Genomic DNA, 19,363 nt, shown 5'->3' on the forward strand with positions numbered 1-19,363 from the left:
TTTTGTTGTTATTCATAAAAAATTTTTAATACCATTCAGTTTTAATACTTAATGAAGTAAATAATCATTCAATTCTAATAATTATTAGACATCTCTTAATATGTAATTAAAGGCACAATATACATTTAACAAATCGTTATTTGATTTGTTAAGGAGATTTTCTGCTATTGTCTATTATTAAAAAATTCTTTTATGCTTTAATTGCCAAAAATCATTCCATTCTAGCAAAATAAATTTCTTATTATTAATGTGATAGAGCCAAAAGTTGGCAATAAAAAGCTACCACCAAGACCAAAAAAATTGATATTATAAATGATATTGTTTATCAATATCATTTAAAGCGATGTAAAGGACATTATATGTTTTCTATCTCCTCTACCTTTTTCTCTAATTCTATTAACCCTACTAATTGTTTGGAAAAAATATCAGAACCTAAAAATGATATAAGTCAATCACCTTTTTCGTCTATGATAAGTAATGTTAGTAATTCTAATCAAAATATAAATAATGATTCGATACCATCTATTCTTGTGCAGTCAGGGGATTTAGATAAACAAAAAAATATATTAAGTAATACAAAAAGTTTTTGTAATAAAATAGCAATGTCAGCATATAATTATTTGCGTTCTATTGATGGAATTGATGAATTTACCGGAGCGACAGGACAAATTTTACCACAATTTCATCAGTCATTATTATCGTTAAGTATATTACTACCAGCTATTCCTTTGGTTGGAATAGGTGCAAAAGGCGCTTTTGATGAATCAGTAGAAAGTTTTAAAGATATTTATCCTACATTTATGAATGATATTAAGGAAAAAAAACAAGAGATATTAAAAATATTACAACAAAATTTTGCTGAAGATGATGTCAATAAGAAGCTTTTTGAAGAAAAAATTAAACCATTTTTTGATGCTTGGATTAATTGGTTACAAGGTGGAAGTGAAAAAGAAAATATCGAAAATTTACAGCAACTGTGTACTACTTGGAAGTATTTGCAAGAAAAATCACAAGAACAAGGTAATTCTACCGCTAAAACACTTTATATGGCTACCGAATATCAACGTATGCAACAAGAAGTGCCGGCAGTAAAAATTGACCGTAATTCTTCTCCATTACAAGCAGCGGCGATGAGTTTAATGACAGGTGGAATGATTGGATTGTCTGCCAAATCAATCGCAGATCTAGTGATGTCCCAAGGTATCAGTGGAGCAGAAGCCGTCAGTGATTTAGCCGGAATGGTCAGTAATACTCTGCTTTTGCCAGCACAAATCATGATGACTGGGTATGGAATTTCGCAAACCATTTCTGGACACCAGCGGGATACGCTACTGCGAGCAGATCGTTCCTTATTAGTAAAGAACCAGCAACTAGATATTATTAAAGAAAATATTGCACAATTAAAAGAAATAGCTGACCGTAAAATACATTATAACTATAAGCAAAGAATAGAGTATGGTACTGTCACTGCTGTTGGCCAGGCAGGGATGGCATTAAGTTCATTAAATGCAATTACTGGAATTGGCAGCGCGGTAGGTTTTGTTCCTGCTTTAGTCGGGGCGCCAGCTACTATTTATGGATCTTATATTCGTACAAGAACTAGGGTGCAAGAAGGAAAATATTTAGGTGCTAGAGATGCTCAAAATATAGCTGATAAAAGATTAAATTTCGATGAGTTGGCGAAACATACAACTGAAAAGTCTACTGGCACAAATCAAGCAACACAATCAACTGTAACAACGATTGATACCTTTAATACGGTTGTTAAAGTGGCAACCAATACAATGGTGCAGCAGCAAAAAGTTTTAGCAGAAGCAAAATTACTCTCATTAATTCAAAAGACGATCGATAAAGCAAATAAAAGTAATATTCAACTAACGGTAGAAAAATTGCATCAACAAGTTGATTCTAAAGTAAATAAATTACTTGATAAAATAATAAATAGCCAAAAAAAATTTATAAAACAACCGGGTAAGTATTTTATTCGACAACGTACCTCTTTACTATCAGATGATCTAAAAATAATAAAGGGGATGCTTGACGATGGTGAATATAGCATTGACCGTTTGGGAAATAAATTAGACAAGCAACAAGGAAGTTATAGTTTAATATCTAGATTGGAGTATGTAAAAGAAAGTTATAATATATCTCTATCAACCAAGACAAAAGAAAAAGTATTAGAATCTAGTGTGCAAGATCTTTTAAAATTAGCAAGTGAAAATAAAACAATTAAACAAGCACTAAAACATCAAGATAGTATTTCTGACAAAACTTTTAATTGGAATGATTTGCAAAAACTCATCCAGCATGATGAACAAGCAAAAGCTATTTACACGCAACATCATAACCATTATTTTATTAAGCAAATGAAAAATGAAGGTAAATCTCTGAGAGATGATGCTTATAATAATATCATAAATGGATTAGCAGCTAAATCAGCGACTGAACGAAATATAAATAAAGTAATATAATCAAACACATGTTTAGCTTTAATTATTTCTTGATATATATTATCAAATTTGAGGAATAATATTCTATATAGCAATATATTAAATAGTAATCTTAATTCTATTATATACCTCGATTTTATAGAAATTGAGCTAAACATGATTTTAGTTATAGGTTATAGGTTATAGGTTATAGGTTATAGGTTATAGGTTATAGGTTATAGGTTATAGATTGTACTTATATTAAATACATCCCAATTTGGGAAAATTTAGAAGAAAAAAATAGTAAAATGATTTTAACAATATGATTAATTTGACAGTATTTATCACTAAAACAGTTTAAAAATGGAATTTATGAAAAATATTTTATGTGCCAAGGCAGGTATATGAAAAAGTGTTGTATTGCTATCTGATAAAAATTAGCAAAATATTTGACAGAGAGGGTATATAAACGCAATTATTTTTTAATAAAAATAATATTTTGTTAATATTTTAGCCATCGCTGGTAAGCTGCTTTCTTCTATTTGCGTTAAAGGTCGATTGGGTTTTACTGATATTGTATATATAAAGGTTTTGGTTTTAAACTAAGAATTTCTTTCTTAGATAGGAGTCGATGAGGAGGCGAGATTAAATCATTTTTATAAAATATTTTTATGCCTAAATATTTAATACTGTATTCTGAAGATATAACTTGGTTGTACTTAAGTTTTTTTAGCGAAGGAGAACCAAAACCATCCATATTTAAAACAACTTGGACGTTTTTCGAATTCTTCACTTTTTCAAAACCAATAACCATTCTTTTGGTAAACCGATGAATAATTAAAACTTTAGGTGGTAAATTAAACTGTTCAATCAGGTTTGATAAATAATCAATAATATAATTGATATCAACATAAGATATTGATCCTATTACTTTACCTGGTATATTTCCATTGTGCACCATAAATTCTGGATCTATACCTAAATGAACATTTGGCATTTTTAAATAAGGACTAAGTCCTATAACCTCATTCCTTAAATTACTCAATCCGGGTTGGATGTCTAAAAATAAAATAGTGTTTTTTTCCATACCTGCGATTGAAATCGCCTTTTCTATTTGGTATTTGTTCATTCTATTAATATATTCACCATCGTAGCCTGGATTATTGCTGGCAACGATGGCTATATAGTGCAAAGCCATTATCACTGGTGTTGTTGGGTCGGCTGCATTCCATTCTGCGGCTTCATTTTTTAATTTACTCCACATTACTAAAGGGGAATACTCGCCTAATACTCCCATTTTTCTTGAGTCAAAATTACCATAATAAGCAACGATTCTTCTATCTGGAAGTATGTATACATCTGAAGAATTAACATCTTTAATTAATTTATTTTTATGAAAAGGAACCTCATTAGTATTTTCTAAACCATAGCTTTTAGTACTCGACTCACAATAGAACAGAGCGATAAATACAATAATATTATACATGCATACCTTGATCCCGATATTTTTTTCATCTCTTCGATAGTGCAAAGTATTCACTCCAATATTGCCGAATCGTTTGCTCTCTTTGTTGCTATCAGTCTCTTCCATTTACTGGTTATTTTCGACTGATAAACGCTTTACTTCGCTTGCATTGATTTCTTTATATCTGATAAGTATAGGATAGGTGTTTTTTTCTATAGATTTTTAAGTTAATTTTAATCTGGTTGTTATTTTATAAATGGTCTAATAATTTGATAATTGAATATTAAAATCCATTTTAATGCTATTAAAAGATATTTATCAAAATGTTTAAAATCCTTACATCAAAGTTCCTAAATTTTAGCCATTATTAGCGAATCGAGTGATATTTAAAAATAAGCAAATATCTGGTGGTGAATTTGTAAAAATAAAAGAATGTAATAAACTTTTATAATTTGTCAAGAAAATTAAGATTTGAAAGTCGGAGGGGATATGGGGGAAAGTTATAGACATATTAGAATAAATTATAATAATTCTAATCCATCAGATACTCGACATACATTACCTACTTCAGCTCAGGCTCCAGCGGTTAATCATTCTGCTAGTTCAATCGCATTACCGGCTAGCGAGCGCACAATGCCGATGTCGGCTTCGCAGCACAACTATGTCGCCGACTTCACATACAACGATTAAGATGCCTGATGCAGGTGTAAATTTAAGCTATTACTTAACATATCCGATCCGGCACCGACATTATCGCATCCAACAACGACGTCGCCAATTGCACATGTAAAAATTAAGATACCGGGTTCAAATGTAGATTTAGACTATAATTTAATAATACTTCTTTCCAACCAAAAAACTAGCAACATATTTCCAACAATTGCTTAAAGGTAACAATATTTTTGTTGCAATTATTTCTATTTCGTTTAATGTTCAAAAAATTATCAGCCGTCAAAATAGCTGATAATGAAAATAATACATAACACCTTATGTTAAAAAAACCAAAATTGATGAGCATAAATTATATGTTTAATTCCTCACCAAATAAAAAAAATAACTTAGTAGCCTTTATCTGGTTGCTTGTCTTTTTTCTCTATTTTTCTACAGTTATTCAAATCATTGTTGTAACAACCGGTCAAAGTAATACCATTGGTCTAAGAGATTCCCTTTTATACAGCACTCTTTGGCTCATTCCTGCACTGTTTTTTTCTCGCCATATCAAATTGATTGTCGCCATTATAGGCATTTTTCTCTGGCTATCTTCTGCCATCGCCTTGGCCTATTATATTGTTTATGGCCAACAGTTTTCACAAAGTGTCATGTTTATCATGTTTGAAACAAACACACATGAAGCAAGTGAATTCTTAACCCAATATTTAAGTATTAAAGTTATCGCAAGCCTATTGGTTTATACACTTATCGCTATTTTTTTATGGACACGCATAAAACCTATTCATATTTCCGTTTCAGCCAAAGTTATATTGACAACAATTATTATCGGTATTCTTTTTGGTGCCCCTTTTTACAAAAAAGTCATCAAATCAAACGGTGATCTTGATGACCTAATGCCATATTTAAATGCCAGGATGGCTTATGCTGCTCCTTGGCAATTTATTAGCGGTTATTTTCTTTATCAAAATCAGCTTACTAATATGGAAGCTATTTTAACCCACAATGCTAAAATACCCCCTTTAAAAAATTTGATTGATAATAATGGCGCTACTCCAAGAACATTAGTGTTAGTCATTGGTGAATCGACAAGTCGAAACCGTATGAGTTTATATGGATATGGCCGCCTAACAACACCACAATTAAGCACATTAAAAGCACAATACCCAAATAATTTCAAAGTATTCAACGACGTAGTTACCTCACGCCCTTACACTATCGAAGTGTTACAACAAGCATTAACTTTTGCCGATCAATTACACCCAGAACTTTATAAAACAGCTCCTTCGTTAATGAATATGATGAAGCAGGCAGGTTATAAAACTTTCTGGATCACCAATCAGCAAACCATAACTCAACGTAATACGATGTTAACCGCATTTTCGCGCCAGACCGATAAACAATATTATCTAAACAACGATATGGCGCAAAGTTCACGCCAATATGACACATCAGTATTAGCTCCATTCAATGAAGTATTAAAAGATCCAGCAGAAAAGAAATTCATCATTGTCCATTTACTTGGCACCCATATGAAATATGCCTATCGTTACCCTAAAGATGAGGGAATATTTGATAATAAAACAGATACTATGCCCACCAATTTGGCTAAAAGTGAGCAAGCCGATTATAACGACTATGATAGTGCACAACACTTCAACGATAAGGTAGTGGCAACACTAATACGAGATTTTGCTGCATCTAACGAAAACGGTTTTTTGGTCTATTTGCCTGATCATGGCGAAGAGGTTTTTGACACACCGCCACACCATATTTTAGGTCGTAATGAAGCAGCACCAACCCGCCCTATGTATGAGATTCCTTTTATTATCTGGCAATCAACCCAATGGATTAATACTCTCCAACGCCATTTAGATACCATGGTAAATAGGCCCTATAGTATTATGCATTTGATCCATACTTGGTCAGATTTAGCCGGGCTTGATTATGATGGATTGGATGTCAGTAAAAGTGTCATTAACAAGGATTTTCAACCTTCTCCCCGTTATATTGGTGATCCTTATAACAAACAACAACCACTAAAAACCTATGATCAACTAAAAAAATAGTCCTTTCATTTATTTCTCTTCCCGGGTTAATTCTTAGGGGAGAGTTACACCATTAATCATAAAATTTATAGATACAAATTATATCTGATAACCAGTTTTAAACTGGCCATTTTTCAAACAATTAGTTAGTAACGTACTTTTGTTTAAGATATCAATTAATCAATAACTAAAAAGCTAAATTATTAGTTAATAACGGTAAAAAAAGTCGAATAGCCGCTATTACTAGAACATTTTATTAATTAAATAAACTAATAATATCAGCTTGTAAGTCACAAAATTTAAAATTATTCATTAAATTATATGGTTTGTTCACTTTAATACTGTTATGGTTATCATTCTACACTGTAGTATTGCAGACAAAATAAAAATACTAACGTGCCTAATAATAAATAACGTAAATCATTTTTGACATGAAATTTAACACTTAATTAAATAACAAATAATCAATATAAACATTCATTTAACTTGATACTAAACATGTGTCTATACCAGGATATTGTATCAATTTCGATAAAAACAAATCGATATTATTTCTCATTTAAATACATTTATTTAATACAATTAAAGGAAAGGATAACTTAGGTAATAACACTGAAATACTAATTCAGGGCTTGTTAAATAATATGAGATCTAATACCGGCCTGACTAAAATGGAATCATTATGAAATCGAAAAGTTTAACCACTTGGATTATTGTAGGCCTGATCGCCGGGATAATAGTTGGATTTGCATTAAATTCATTCACCAATCCAGAAATAACGGCCAGCTACGCCAAAAATATTTCGATCATTACAGATATTTTTTTGCGTTTGATTAAAATGATTATTGCACCATTAATTATTTCAACCTTGATCGTCGGGATCGCCAAAATGGGTGACGCCAAAACCTTAGGGCGTGTTTTCTCAAAAACATTGTTACTCTTCATGGTTGCTTCTTTCATTTCAATTACCATTGGCCTGGTTATTGTTAATATTCTTACACCAGGAGCAGGTATCAATTTCGTGGCAGAGACCAATTCAACGGTGACAAATATCGAACCAACCACCTTTTCTTTCCATAATTTTATTGCCCATGCTATACCTACTAGTATCATTGATGCGATGTCGCGTAATGAGATTTTACAGATTGTAATTTTCTCAATTTTTATGGGATGCAGCATATCTGCCATAGGTAAAAAAGGTGAACCGATTATTAAAATTCTAGATTCACTGGTTTACGTAATGTTGAAGCTGACAAGCTATGTTATGCTTTTTGCCCCTATTACTGTTTTTGCTGCTATCTCAGCCATGATTGCTGAACGCGGATTGAGTGTACTGATCAGTACTAGCATTTTTATGGGAGAATTTTACTTTACTCTAGCGTTACTCTGGGTGATCTTAATTGGGGTATCCGTGTTAATCGTTGGCCCATGCATTTTACGCTTAGTCAAAAACATCATGGAACCGGCTTTACTCGCTTTCACCACCTCAAGTTCTGAAGCGGCTTTTCCGGGTACTTTAGAAAAACTGGAACAGTTTGGTATTTCTAATAAGATTGCTAGCTTTGTTTTACCAATTGGTTACTCATTCAACCTTGTTGGTTCAATGGCTTATTGTTCATTTGCAGTTATCTTTATCGGTCAAGCATGTAATATCCATTTAAGTATGGGTGAACAAATCACTATGTTGTTGATTTTGATGCTGACATCTAAAGGTATGGCTGGTATACCACGGGCATCGTTGGTCGTTATTGTAGCGACACTAAGCCAATTTAATATTCCAGAATCCGGCTTAATTTTATTAATGGGTATTGATCCTTTCTTAGATATGGGACGTTCAGCAACGAATGTCATGAGTAATGCCATGGGATCGGCACTGGTTGGTCGCTGGGAAGGTGAACACTATGGCGACGGTTGCCGAGGCACACCGAAAGAAAAATCTGATAATCTTTTTACTGATAAAATTAGTTTGAAATCTTAATAATAGATAATATTCCAGCCAAATAACACAACAAGACGCGCCTGTAGGCGCGGCTTATTTACTTAAGATATAATATGCTTGATTGATTTTAAGTATTTAATTAATTGAACTTAAGAAGGATTAGCCATTTTCATTTTTAGTATAATTACTGATGGTAATTTTTTTTCATTCCTCTAATTCTCATCTATGCTTAATGGATAACGGACATAAGCTACAGAGTTATACATATCAAGTTGTTATGTTGTTAAAATATTATATCCAGTCTTATGTCTTTATCTAATAGATGTATCTATAATGTTAAAGTCTTTTTTATTGATTATACACTTATTTATGATTGTCCATGCATATATAGAAAGGAACCTATCAATGAACAAAAAAATTCTAAGCATGCTAATCTTGGCGGGTATAATAACTGCTGTTACTGCTTGTGATGAATCACCTAAAGTAGACTATGCCATCCAACAGACCAAGGAAAGCGCTGAACAAATAAAACAAGCTGGGGCAGAAAAAGCTAAACAAGTGGTTGATGATGCGAAAGAAGCTGCAACCGATATAAAAAATAAAGCTGCTGAAGAAGCTGATAAACTATCAACAAAAGCAGATCAATTAAAAGAAACAACCAAACAAAAAACATCAGAGTTGCAACAAAATATTTCAGATAAATCCACTGAAGCCACAAATCAAGCCAAAGAAAAAGCGACCCAAGTTAAAGAAGGGTTTAATTCTAAAGTCCAGACATTATCTGATAAAGCAGCAGCGGCTAAAGAGGATCTAACCAATAAGGCAAACACTTTAAGTGAAAGCGCTAAAGAAAAAGCGGTAACCATGCAACAAAATTCTCAACCACAAAAACAATAAAATTCAATTAGTTTAATGAATTAAAAGAAAATATTGTTAAAAAGTTAATTGTAGTTAGAACCATCGAAATAAGAATAATATTGTTTTACACTTCCTTCTAACCTGATAAGGCCAGTATTTCTGGCCTCTTTTTTTAACCTGGCAAGATTGATCATATAAAATTTATAATAATTTGAAATTAATGCTGTGACATGTTGATTAAAATAGTTGCCAGATTTATTACACCAAAAACGGTTTACCAAAATAGTATATTCGCAATGTCTTTACCCAGAGCCCAAATTGGCGGTAATAGCTGCGACATAAATAACATGATATTTTCACTAGTCATGATAAGCTATTAGATAAATATTGAATTAACAGAAAAATAAAAATTCATTTTTATACTTTTTAAAACAAATAGTTATTAGAGTATTTATTTTACTATTGTTTATATTGGTAACAGCTAAGCAAATAAAACTGATTCAATTTTACTAAATTAATTAGGCTTAACCAGAAAAGAGTTAATATCATCAGCAAAATATTTTCATGCAATATCACCAATTTACAAAAATAAAAGCCAAGCTAATCATTTGTTCTTGTTAATAATACTAACGTTATTAATTTAAGGACGCCAATATAACTATCATAAAACAATATCGGTTTCTGGTATAAAGGAACCTAAAATGTCTAGCATAAAATCCCCTTCTGAATAGTTATCCCCTTTGATAAAAATACGATGGATATTATCCGAATAATTCATTACCTCGATTTTTCCAACCGTATTGCTAAAGTGTTCAACAACATACTTGCTATCTCTATTTTGTGCCTTATTGCTAATTTTCATAGAGGCAAGATCTATTTTATCAATTCCAGCCTGAAAACCTATAATCAAATCATAGGCTGAGAGTGTAGATTCTTTAGCAGAATGATAAACAAAATAATCTTTTTCGATAATTTCATAATTGTTAACTACGGTTTGCCGATCAACTCTTTGCTGCGTAATCGGTTGTGCGGCCTGCTGTTGAGTGGCAGATTGGTCAGCTTCTGACTCTATTATTCCAACGGCACTAACTGGATCAAATAAAGTTATTTCACGCTCAATAGATTGCAGCTCTTGTGAACTTAAAGAGCCAAAATTAAGCTTCTTTACTCCAATACTTTCAATGGCCCGAGTAAACCGAATCGATTGCGGATTTACGCCATCACCCCAAAGTCGATCAGCACCAAGTCCGCCATAAATATTATCAGAGCCAGCTCCGCCTTTAATATGATTATCTGCATCATTACCAACAATAACATCATTGCCTTTACCGCCGATAACATTTTCAATCACCACTCCAGCAGCAATTGAAAAATTTGCTTTTAAGCCACCAACATCGGAAAATGTTCCACTCTTCAAATTTATTCGTTGGTTTTGATAATATCCTGAAAAATCTAAAGTATCATTTCCTCCAGCATCCCATATACAGCAAACAAGACCTATACGGGCATCATTGGTTGAATAGTAATCTCTGTCAGCATTAGAATTGAAACCATAGATTGTATCCCCAGTCCGAGTATTCATATTCGGCCCATACAACCGTTGAATAGCACTTATATCATCCATCATGGGAGCCGCTGCATAAAGCCCGTGAAAATAAGCCCCGGTGGCACCTTCAGGCCAATAACTTATTACACTAAATTGCCGAGAATCTTCCCTATAACTCGCATCAAACAAATAAGTTATTCTAACACCTTCTTGTGCATTATATTCACCAGGATGATACAAACCTAAGGAATGACCACTCTCATGCGTAAAAGTATGCCGTCCATAATTACCATTCTCTGGATATAAATTTTCTGAATGATTCTGAACATTAAACCAGCATTGTCCTGCAAGAACTCCAGAATTAGGTAAATAAGCGAAAGCTTGACCTTTCGGTTTGTTAAAATTACCAAAATCAAGATTTGTTTGGCTATTTGGCGTTGATATATAGATAAAAGTAATATTAGCGACATCGGCCCAAGATTGTAATGCAAGTAATATTTGCTGCTGTTGCAATTCGCTAAGGCCTACCATCTGATTTGAACCAGGCTCATTCGCCTGACCCCAGTCATAAAAAGAGTAAGTTATTTCAGCATGTTTACCAAGAATATTTTTGCCATTCCAGGTTGAATTTGCTCTGCAACTTTAGCAATATTATAAGAAGGTTTATTCTTGACTCCATAACTATAACCGCCTCTTGCATAATCATTCATTAGCTCAACAATTTGTTTTGACTCTTGTGAACGAGGTAAAAATGATGCTTCCCGTGGGGTTACTGCTGGCTGCGATGGTGGCGGAGTTCTGTTTATTATTAACGTATACCCCAATATCGTTTTTTCTTTTCATTTGCCGCCATAACTTTTGCGTTTCCCGTTGGCAACAGTGGTCAATTAGCGCTTAAGCATAAAACTTAATGATTAAAAGTAGAGGTATTAATTAAAGCGTAAAAATACCATTATGGTTGCATTAATACCCATCGATGAAAATGAAAGTATAGTATAAACATGTATATAAAATGCAAATTTAAAGGAGTCAGAATGTTTTGTGTGCAATGTGAGCAAACGATATGTAGTCCAGCTGGCAATGGTTGTAATTATACTCGTGGTGTATGTGGTAAAACAGCTGAGACATCTGATTTACAAGATCTATTGATCGCTGCGCTAAAGGGTCTATCGGCATGGACAGTTAAAGCTTATCAAAATGGTATCATTGATCATCAAGTCAACCACTTTTCACCGCGTATCCTTTTTTCTACTTTAACTAATGTAAATTTTGACTCTTCGCGTATCATTGCCTATACGCGTGAAGCAATAGCCAAACGTGAGGCACTGAAAATTCAATGCTTAGCTAAAGATCCAACGATTATTATAAATCATCCAATGGCCGAACTGCAGTTATTCAGTGACGATCCTAGCGAGTTACAGTATCAAGCAGCAGAGTACGCGCTAAATAAAGATAAAGCGGTGATTGGTGAAAATATTCTTGGTTTACGTCTGCTTTGTCTGTACGGTTTGAAAGGTGCAGCGGCTTATATGGAGCATGCCAGAGTTCTCGGTCAATACAATAACGATATTTACTACCAATACCATAAAATTATGGCATGGTTAGGTAGCCTGCCATCTGATATGGATGCTTTATTGCAATGTGCAATGGAAATTGGTCAGATGAATTTTAAGGTCATGGGCATTTTAGATACCAGTGCAACTGACACTTATGGCCACCCAATACCCACTCAAGTTAACGTAAAACCCATTGCAGGTAAATGTATTCTGGTTTCTGGCCATGATCTGAAAGATCTACACAACTTATTGCAACAGACTGAAGGTACAGGTATTAATATTTTCACCCATGGTGAAATGTTACCAGCACACGGCTACCCAGGAATACATAAGTTCAAACATCTTGCCGGCAACTATGGAGGTGGCCGGCAGGATCAACAAATCGAGTTTGCCCAGTTCCCCGGCCCCATTATTATGACATCAAATTGTATTATCGATCCATTTGTTGGCAACTATTCCGATCGTATCTGGAGCCGCAGTATTGTTGGATGGCCAGAGATAAACCATTTGGAAGGTAACGATTTTAGCGCCGTGATTGCTATGGCACAGCAGATGGCAGGATTCCCATATAGTGAAATTGAACATCAGGTTACAGTTGGTTTTGGTCGCCGCACTCTGCTGGATGCAACAGATACACTAATTGAGTTAATCACAGTAAAAAAATTCAGCCATATCTTCCTAGTAGGTGGTTGTGATGGATCGCGCCCTAAGCGTAGCTATTTCACCAATTTTTCCACTCATGTGCTAAATGATTGCATAATTCTAACTTTAGCTTGTGGTAAATATCGTTTTAATAAATTGGATTTTGCTGAAATAGCAGGCTTACCACGCTTAATCGATGTTGGTCAATGTAATGACGCTTATGGTGCAATTATTCTTGACATCAAACTGGCGAAAAAATTATCGTGTAACCTGAATGATCTACCGCTATCTTTGGTTTTTTCCTGGTTTGAGCAAAAAGCGATTGCTATTTTACTCACCTTGCTGTCACTTGGCATAACTAATATCATAATTGGCCCAACGACACCCGCTTTCTTGACTCCAGATTTGCTCACTATCTTCGAGAAAAAATTTGGTTTAAGAAAAATCACTAATGTGGAGCAGAATATGCGGCAATTGCTGTCTGCATAAGAATAAAAGATATCAATAGATACAATTAATGCCAGGGAACGGCAGCGGGCTGTACCTTTGTTTAACGCTCGCGCCTTCAATTCCTTACCAATGGCGGTAACTTTATTGTTTTCACTTACATTATTATTAATCTTTAATAAATTTTTTTATTATAAATTTCACAATAAAATGTTTTTTATTAATAAATCTATTTTACACAAATAATTATTATTCAATAATATTCTATTTCGCCGGTTTAATTTTTTATTACAATCCCTCTAGTTAAATAGAAATTTTTCTAAACACTAATTATAAATATTCAATTTAAGCTATCAATATATTTAATTCCCCACATTAACCCAATAAATCTTTTAGTTAATACTTTCGGTAAAACAGATAAAAGATACAAAAAAACACTTACTGTTGTTATTATTACCGTATTTTTTATATTTATTATAAAAAAAATAATTGACTATGGTGTTAGTCAAATTAAAATATACACTTTAAGTCATTTTAACTTATCATGATTAAAGCGATCAAAGACGTGAATTTTGGCGGTAGGGTGGCATAATTTCCAGCTACTGGGAATGCTAACAAATTATTATTGTATTATTTACTATTAATTATTTGTTATATCAAGGCGATTGCTACTATAGAAAAAATGGCACAAAATATTGCTGATGATGTGTTCTATTGGATGAAATAATTTATGATTAAAATCTTTTTGGCGATCTCAATAGGCTCTGCGCTTGGTGGTATCTCACGTTGGCTTTTGTCAACCAAATTAAATCCATTAATTGCATTTTTACCATTAGGGACTTATCTGTCAAATGTTATTGCTAGTTTTATATTAGGTCTTGCTTTTGCTTATTTTGCTAACCATTATACCCTATCACCTGAGTGGCGATTGATGGTAATGACCGGTTTTTGTGGTGGTTTATCAACTTTTTCTACCGTTTCATTGGAAGTTATGCTCTCCTTTCAGCAACAGCGCTACTATCATGGATTTTGGAAATTTTAATTCAGGTGGTTAGTACCTTATTGGTAACTTACCTTGGTATAGTGATTTATCAATTAATTCAGAATCACTAGCATCTGACAATTTTTGTCAACCTAAATTGCTTAAAGACACTCTTTTTCTGCTAAATCTAACGCAAAATAGCTCAAAATCAGATTAGCACCGGCACGTTTGATGGCACCTAATGTTTCTAGCGCAACATCGATTTCATTAATCGCGCCTGCTTGAGCAGCAAATTTAATTTGGGCAAATTCACCGCTGACCTGGTAAGCCGCTAATGGTAGTTCAGTTCGCTCACGAATATCACGAATAATATCGAGATAAGCACCAGCAGGTTTTATTATTAAAACGTCAGCGCCTTCTTGTTCATCTATCAATGATTCTCTAATTGCTTCATGACGATTCATTGGATCCATTTGATAACTTTTGCGATCACCAATTAAGCAAGAGCCTGCCGCTTCGCGAAAAGGGCCATAAAGTTTAGATGCAAATTTGGTTGAATAGGACATAATACCGGTATTAGTAAAACCTGCTTTATCCAGAGCTTCACGAATTGCCCTGACTTGCCCGTCCATTGAGGCAGAGGGTGCAATAAAATCAGCACCAGAATTTGCCGCAGTGACTGCTTGTCGGCCGAGGTTGAGTAATGTTGCGTCATTATCAACGCCGTTGCTACCTAAAACACCACAGTGGCCGTGAAAGGTGTATTCACAAAAACAAGTATCTGACATGACTAGCATATTGGGTACGCTATCCTTGCAGGCTTTTGACATACGGGCAACTAAACCATTTTCTTGCCAGCTATCGCTACCTGTTTCGTCAAGATGATGGGAAATACCAAATAACATCACTGACTTGAGCCCGGCTTTAGCGATCCGTTCGATTTCATAAGGTAACTTGTGTTCCGGGATACGAAAAACCCCAGGCATAGTTGCAATAGGCTGATAATCTTTAATTTCTTCTTCCACGAAAATGGGCAATATAAGATCATTTAGCGTTAAAATTGTTTCTTTAAATAAAGCGCGAACTGTTTCTGTTTGACGTAATCGCCTTAAACGACGAATAGGCTGTTGATATTGCACACCTTCTCCTTGCTATTGCTACATAAATTATAATTAATCGTATAATTTTTTTCATAATAATATTTGAAGCGTATTATAAATGCTATTAATTCATCTTACATCTTTATTGATAGCGCTGTTTCTCTATGCATGCCATTTTGTCTTATTGGCTGAACCCTAAATAGAAATAAATAATCAATACGATTATTGCGGTAACAATAGCATAAGGCATCTGGGTTCTGATATGTTCAATATGATCACAATCAGTCGCCATTGAAGCAACGATGGCGTCGCTAGAAATTGGCGAAGTCATATTACCAAAAATCGAGCCGGTAATCGCTGCTCCGATCATTAATTCGGTAGGCATATTAACGGAAAGCGCTAATTGCACGCCAATTGGGATCATGATAGCAAAAGTTCCCCATGAAGTGCCGGTTGCTAATGACATGATAGCGGTGATTAAGAAAATAAAAGCTATCGAAAACCCTTCCGGCAACACGCCTGAAGAAATTTGTGCAATATAAGCACCAGTATTAAGATCGGCAGAAACATTGCCCATTAAAAAAGCTAAAATCATCACTGAGCTAATTTTGATCATGCTGGCGTAACCGATATAAATTTCCTTAAAGAAACTTTCGATCGTCAAAATGCGGTGGGCTAAAAACCAGATAAACGAGACTAAAGTACCAAACATAACTGCCCAATAAAAAGAGGTTGAACCACTGCCTTTAATGAACTCGCCATTACCGGTGATATATAGAGCGATAGGTACCATTAAAACCGTTGCAAGAATAGGAATGAAAAAGTTCAATACAGTGTTGGTTGCTGGATGATCAATGACTTCTTCATCGGCAATGGAAGATGGCTGATGAGATCGATGTTGATTGGCAATCGCTTTTTGTTCAGCTATTTTCATCGGCCCCCATGAATAATCGGTGAGGATATAAAATAGTACTGAAGCTAGTGATAACCAAGCCATAATATTATATGGCATAGCGGTAGCAAGAATTTCGAATGGTTCGCCAGAAATAAAACCTTTAGAGATTTGTACGCCAATAACCCCCATCATGGCTGCTCCCCAACCATTGATCATGACAGAAGAACATACAGAGACACCAGAGGTTTGAATAATATAGGTCATTTTTTCTGCGGAAACACCATAATATCTAGCAATATTTTTAGTGGAAGCACCAGCGACTAATTGATTAATAGAACTCTCAATAAAAATGATTATTGAAATAAACATGGCTAGCAGTTGAATTGCTTTTTTATTTTTTATTAAACGCGTTTTATTGGTTAGTAAATATACTAAACTTCTAACACCGCCGGTGACGCTAATTAATCGCATAATTCCGCCAATTAACAAAATAAAAATAATAGCTTGTGTATTGCCGGGGGAGGCAAAAGTAGCAATAATTCCTGTTAGTGTTGCTTGAATGCCTAACAAAATATTGTGATCGTTAATAACGGTATAACCAACTAAAATACCTATCAATAATGATAAGATCACTTGGCGTGTTATTATCGCGAGTATAATAGTGATAAGCGGCGTAATTACTGTCCAAATTCCGTAGTCATTCATTGCGATACCCTGTCTCTAGCTGAGTATTAAAAATTAAGTGCTTGCTCTAAATCGTTAAGTAGATCGTCAATATCTTCTATCCCTACGGATAGACGTAATGTTGTATCGTAAATGCCCATTTTTACTCTTTCATCTTCAGTCATAGCGGCATGGGACATGGTTGCTGAATGATTTACCATGCTTTCAACACCACCTAATGACTCGGCCAGAACAAAATATTGCAATTTGCTGATAATATTTTTTACGTTATCTCGATTGCCATTAATGTTAATGGTAACAACAGCGCCACCAGTTTTCATTTGTGTCTGACAAATATGATACCGGGATTATCTGATAGCCCTGGATAGTATACTTTTGTGATATTACGATGATTATTTAAAAACTTGGCAATTGTCAGTGCATTAGCGCATTGTCTTGTCATGCGAAGATCTAAAGTTTTTAATCCCCTTAATGCAAGATAAGTCTGAGTGTCCGCCTATGTATTTATTGGTAGACAGCATGGCAATATCAGCGCCTAATTCAAGGGGTTTTTGATTCCAGGCAGTAGCAAAAGTATTATCGACACAGGTTATGATGTTATTTTCTTTTGCCAGCTGACAAATTTTACTGATATTAACAAGTTTTAATAGCGGATTAGTAGGGCTTTCTATCCAAATCAGACGGGTATTATTGCGTAAATACTGTTTGACTAGTTGGAGATTATTGAGATCAATATAATCAACTTGATGACCACTTGTTTCTTTGATTAACTTTTCAAATATACGGTAAGTGCCGCCATAGACCCCTTGCATGGCAATAATATGAGAGTTTTGTGGTAGCAAATTTAATACTAGTAATGTTGCAGCGATACCTGATGCGGTTGCGGTAGCATAAATACCCTTTTCAATATCGGCAAGTAACGTTTAGTATGCATAGCGAGTTGGATTTTTAATTCTTGAGTAGCTAACTTCACCATTTACATCAATATTTTGTTGAATAAAACTACTTGCTGTGGTGATAGTGGGGAAAAGCTCATTATTAGCTTTATCAAGTTGGTTTCCACCATGAATTAAAATAGTTGAAAATTTTGCCATTATAATCCTTATATTTTTTTTAGTCAGTGTTAATTCATTATATGACAATAAGTATAGTTGTATGAATGGGTAGAATTACAATAGATTCGTGTTAACCAAAGGGTCTATTTGATATATTTGTACTGTTATATTTATCCTACACCAATATGCTAAGGAGTAATAGCGTATTTTATAAAATAACAAATATTTTATTTCTCGTTAATATAATATATATTTTGTTTTTATAATACTAAAAATATGGTATTTATAATGGCAGATTGATAAATAAGAAATATTACAACTTAAAAGAAAATATAGACTTCATAATATTCTTATGAATTATTTTTAAAAATAATCCATTCTTTTATTTTCATTACGTCTTGATATTAATTTTTTTATATAAAAATCAACTAAGTATTTCCAAAAAAAATAAAATATTGTTATATTTTATTTTACATAATCATAATGTAAGTTAAATTTTATTGTATAAAATTTTTATTCACAATATAAAATAAATTTCCATTTATCATGTAAGATGAAAGAGTCATATTTTGATTTTATTTTAGTGTTAAAATCTATCAATGATAGCTTATAAAGATAATTAATATCATTAATTAGTGCTTATAGAAAATTAAAAAATAGCTTAAAAATAAAATTATCACTTACAATAAGAGGAAAGTGGCTAGTTGAAGCAGTAAAGAATAGCTAACTTTTATAGAGTGAACTAAATATTAGTTATTAAAATTTAAGTTTATTTTTATACAGCAAAAAAATGAATGATAAGAAAAATTGGAGCATTAAAAGATGATGAATGAATTAGTTGTAAACAAAAGCCTGCAGTACATATCAAATATATATTTATTGGTATAATTTTGTATTGAAAGGGGAAAAGTATCTTATATCTACTTTTGTTTAAAAAAAAACATAAATAGATTGGGATATCATTAAAAATATTTAATAAACTATTTTATTAGTCAATAAATTAATGTTGAGTGTAAGTAATAATAAATTTATAACAGTAGATTTTATT

Annotated in this window: 13 protein-coding genes and 1 pseudogene; 7 read left to right on the top strand and 7 right to left on the bottom strand. The window is 33.3% G+C overall.

The genetic code is table 11. The annotated features are described in order from the left end of the window. Nucleotides 1–359: 359 nt before the first annotated feature. A complete protein-coding gene (locus AC01GB_RS07650) occupies nucleotides 360–2,471 on the top strand; it encodes a hypothetical protein (RefSeq protein ID WP_474451333.1) in 2,112 nt (703 codons plus the stop codon). A 523-nt stretch (nucleotides 2,472–2,994) separates the two neighbouring features. On the opposite strand, the gene AC01GB_RS07655 is transcribed toward AC01GB_RS07650, so the two are convergent. Next, nucleotides 2,995–4,020, bottom strand: coding sequence for a hypothetical protein (locus tag AC01GB_RS07655; RefSeq protein WP_474451335.1), 1,026 nt, complete (start codon nucleotides 4,018–4,020; stop codon nucleotides 2,995–2,997). A gap of 363 nt (nucleotides 4,021–4,383) precedes the next feature. Here AC01GB_RS07655 and AC01GB_RS07660 point away from each other — a divergent pair, with 363 nt between their 5' ends. From AC01GB_RS07660 to AC01GB_RS07675, 4 genes are all read left to right on the top strand, one after another. Beyond that, nucleotides 4,384–4,584: a hypothetical protein gene (locus AC01GB_RS07660; protein ID WP_474451336.1), complete on the top strand. Its 201-nt coding sequence runs from the start codon at nucleotides 4,384–4,386 to the stop codon at nucleotides 4,582–4,584. A 335-nt stretch (nucleotides 4,585–4,919) separates the two neighbouring features. Further along, entirely contained in the window at nucleotides 4,920–6,632 is a 1,713-nt protein-coding gene (cptA, locus tag AC01GB_RS07665) for a phosphoethanolamine transferase CptA (RefSeq protein ID WP_474451337.1), read from the top strand. A gap of 661 nt (nucleotides 6,633–7,293) precedes the next feature. After that, a complete protein-coding gene (locus AC01GB_RS07670) occupies nucleotides 7,294–8,589 on the top strand; it encodes a dicarboxylate/amino acid:cation symporter (protein WP_474451338.1) in 1,296 nt (431 codons plus the stop codon). Between the two features lie 366 nt (nucleotides 8,590–8,955). Then, nucleotides 8,956–9,447 carry a hypothetical protein gene (locus AC01GB_RS07675; RefSeq protein ID WP_474451339.1) on the top strand — a complete coding sequence of 164 codons (492 nt, stop codon included), beginning with the start codon at nucleotides 8,956–8,958 and terminating at the stop codon, nucleotides 9,445–9,447. Nucleotides 9,448–10,069: 622 nt separating this feature from the next. On the opposite strand, the gene AC01GB_RS07680 is transcribed toward AC01GB_RS07675, so the two are convergent. Beyond that, nucleotides 10,070–11,485, bottom strand: a complete 1,416-nt coding sequence (locus tag AC01GB_RS07680; RefSeq protein ID WP_474451341.1) for a M10 family metallopeptidase C-terminal domain-containing protein — start codon at nucleotides 11,483–11,485, stop codon at nucleotides 10,070–10,072. Between the two features lie 50 nt (nucleotides 11,486–11,535). Then, the gene (locus tag AC01GB_RS07685) at nucleotides 11,536–11,778 is read right to left on the bottom strand and encodes a hypothetical protein (RefSeq protein WP_474451342.1); all 243 of its coding nucleotides are present in this window, start codon (nucleotides 11,776–11,778) and stop codon (nucleotides 11,536–11,538) included. A 210-nt stretch (nucleotides 11,779–11,988) separates the two neighbouring features. On the opposite strand from AC01GB_RS07685, the gene hcp reads away from it, so the two are divergent. Further along, nucleotides 11,989–13,641: a hydroxylamine reductase gene (gene hcp / locus AC01GB_RS07690; protein WP_474451344.1), complete on the top strand. Its 1,653-nt coding sequence runs from the start codon at nucleotides 11,989–11,991 to the stop codon at nucleotides 13,639–13,641. A 688-nt stretch (nucleotides 13,642–14,329) separates the two neighbouring features. Then, nucleotides 14,330–14,641 (top strand): fluoride efflux transporter CrcB, encoded by a 312-nt coding sequence (crcB, locus tag AC01GB_RS07695; RefSeq protein WP_474451346.1) that lies wholly within the window; start codon nucleotides 14,330–14,332, stop codon nucleotides 14,639–14,641. Nucleotides 14,642–14,742: 101 nt separating this feature from the next. Here crcB and hemB read toward each other — a convergent pair whose 3' ends face one another. The 4 genes and pseudogenes from hemB to AC01GB_RS07715 form a co-directional block, all read right to left on the bottom strand. Then, a complete protein-coding gene (gene hemB, locus AC01GB_RS07700; RefSeq protein WP_474451347.1) occupies nucleotides 14,743–15,720 on the bottom strand; it encodes a porphobilinogen synthase in 978 nt (325 codons plus the stop codon). Between the two features lie 142 nt (nucleotides 15,721–15,862). Then, a complete protein-coding gene (locus AC01GB_RS07705) occupies nucleotides 15,863–17,281 on the bottom strand; it encodes a Na+/H+ antiporter NhaC family protein (RefSeq protein ID WP_474451349.1) in 1,419 nt (472 codons plus the stop codon). 26 nt (nucleotides 17,282–17,307) lie between these two features. Next, nucleotides 17,308–18,168: pseudogene (locus tag AC01GB_RS07710) on the bottom strand (trans-sulfuration enzyme family protein). A 15-nt stretch (nucleotides 18,169–18,183) separates the two neighbouring features. Continuing rightward, nucleotides 18,184–18,354, bottom strand: a complete 171-nt coding sequence (locus AC01GB_RS07715) for a hypothetical protein (protein ID WP_474451350.1) — start codon at nucleotides 18,352–18,354, stop codon at nucleotides 18,184–18,186. Between the last annotated feature and the right edge of the window lie 1,009 nt (nucleotides 18,355–19,363).

The organism is Candidatus Arsenophonus phytopathogenicus (assembly GCF_056113345.1).

Bases quoted from the DNA above. Each gene is read 5' to 3' on its own strand.
- AC01GB_RS07650 (WP_474451333.1), top strand. From the start codon at position 360: ATGTTTTCTATCTCCTCTACCTTTTTCTCTAATTCTATTAACCCTACT.
- AC01GB_RS07655 (WP_474451335.1), bottom strand. From the start codon at position 4,020: ATGGAAGAGACTGATAGCAACAAAGAGAGCAAACGATTCGGCAATATT.
- AC01GB_RS07660 (WP_474451336.1), top strand. From the start codon at position 4,384: ATGGGGGAAAGTTATAGACATATTAGAATAAATTATAATAATTCTAAT.
- cptA (WP_474451337.1), top strand. From the start codon at position 4,920: ATGTTTAATTCCTCACCAAATAAAAAAAATAACTTAGTAGCCTTTATC.
- AC01GB_RS07670 (WP_474451338.1), top strand. From the start codon at position 7,294: ATGAAATCGAAAAGTTTAACCACTTGGATTATTGTAGGCCTGATCGCC.
- AC01GB_RS07675 (WP_474451339.1), top strand. From the start codon at position 8,956: ATGAACAAAAAAATTCTAAGCATGCTAATCTTGGCGGGTATAATAACT.
- AC01GB_RS07680 (WP_474451341.1), bottom strand. From the start codon at position 11,485: ATGGTAGGCCTTAGCGAATTGCAACAGCAGCAAATATTACTTGCATTA.
- hcp (WP_474451344.1), top strand. From the start codon at position 11,989: ATGTTTTGTGTGCAATGTGAGCAAACGATATGTAGTCCAGCTGGCAAT.
- crcB (WP_474451346.1), top strand. From the start codon at position 14,330: ATGATTAAAATCTTTTTGGCGATCTCAATAGGCTCTGCGCTTGGTGGT.
- AC01GB_RS07705 (WP_474451349.1), bottom strand. From the start codon at position 17,281: ATGAATGACTACGGAATTTGGACAGTAATTACGCCGCTTATCACTATT.
- AC01GB_RS07715 (WP_474451350.1), bottom strand. From the start codon at position 18,354: ATGGCAAAATTTTCAACTATTTTAATTCATGGTGGAAACCAACTTGAT.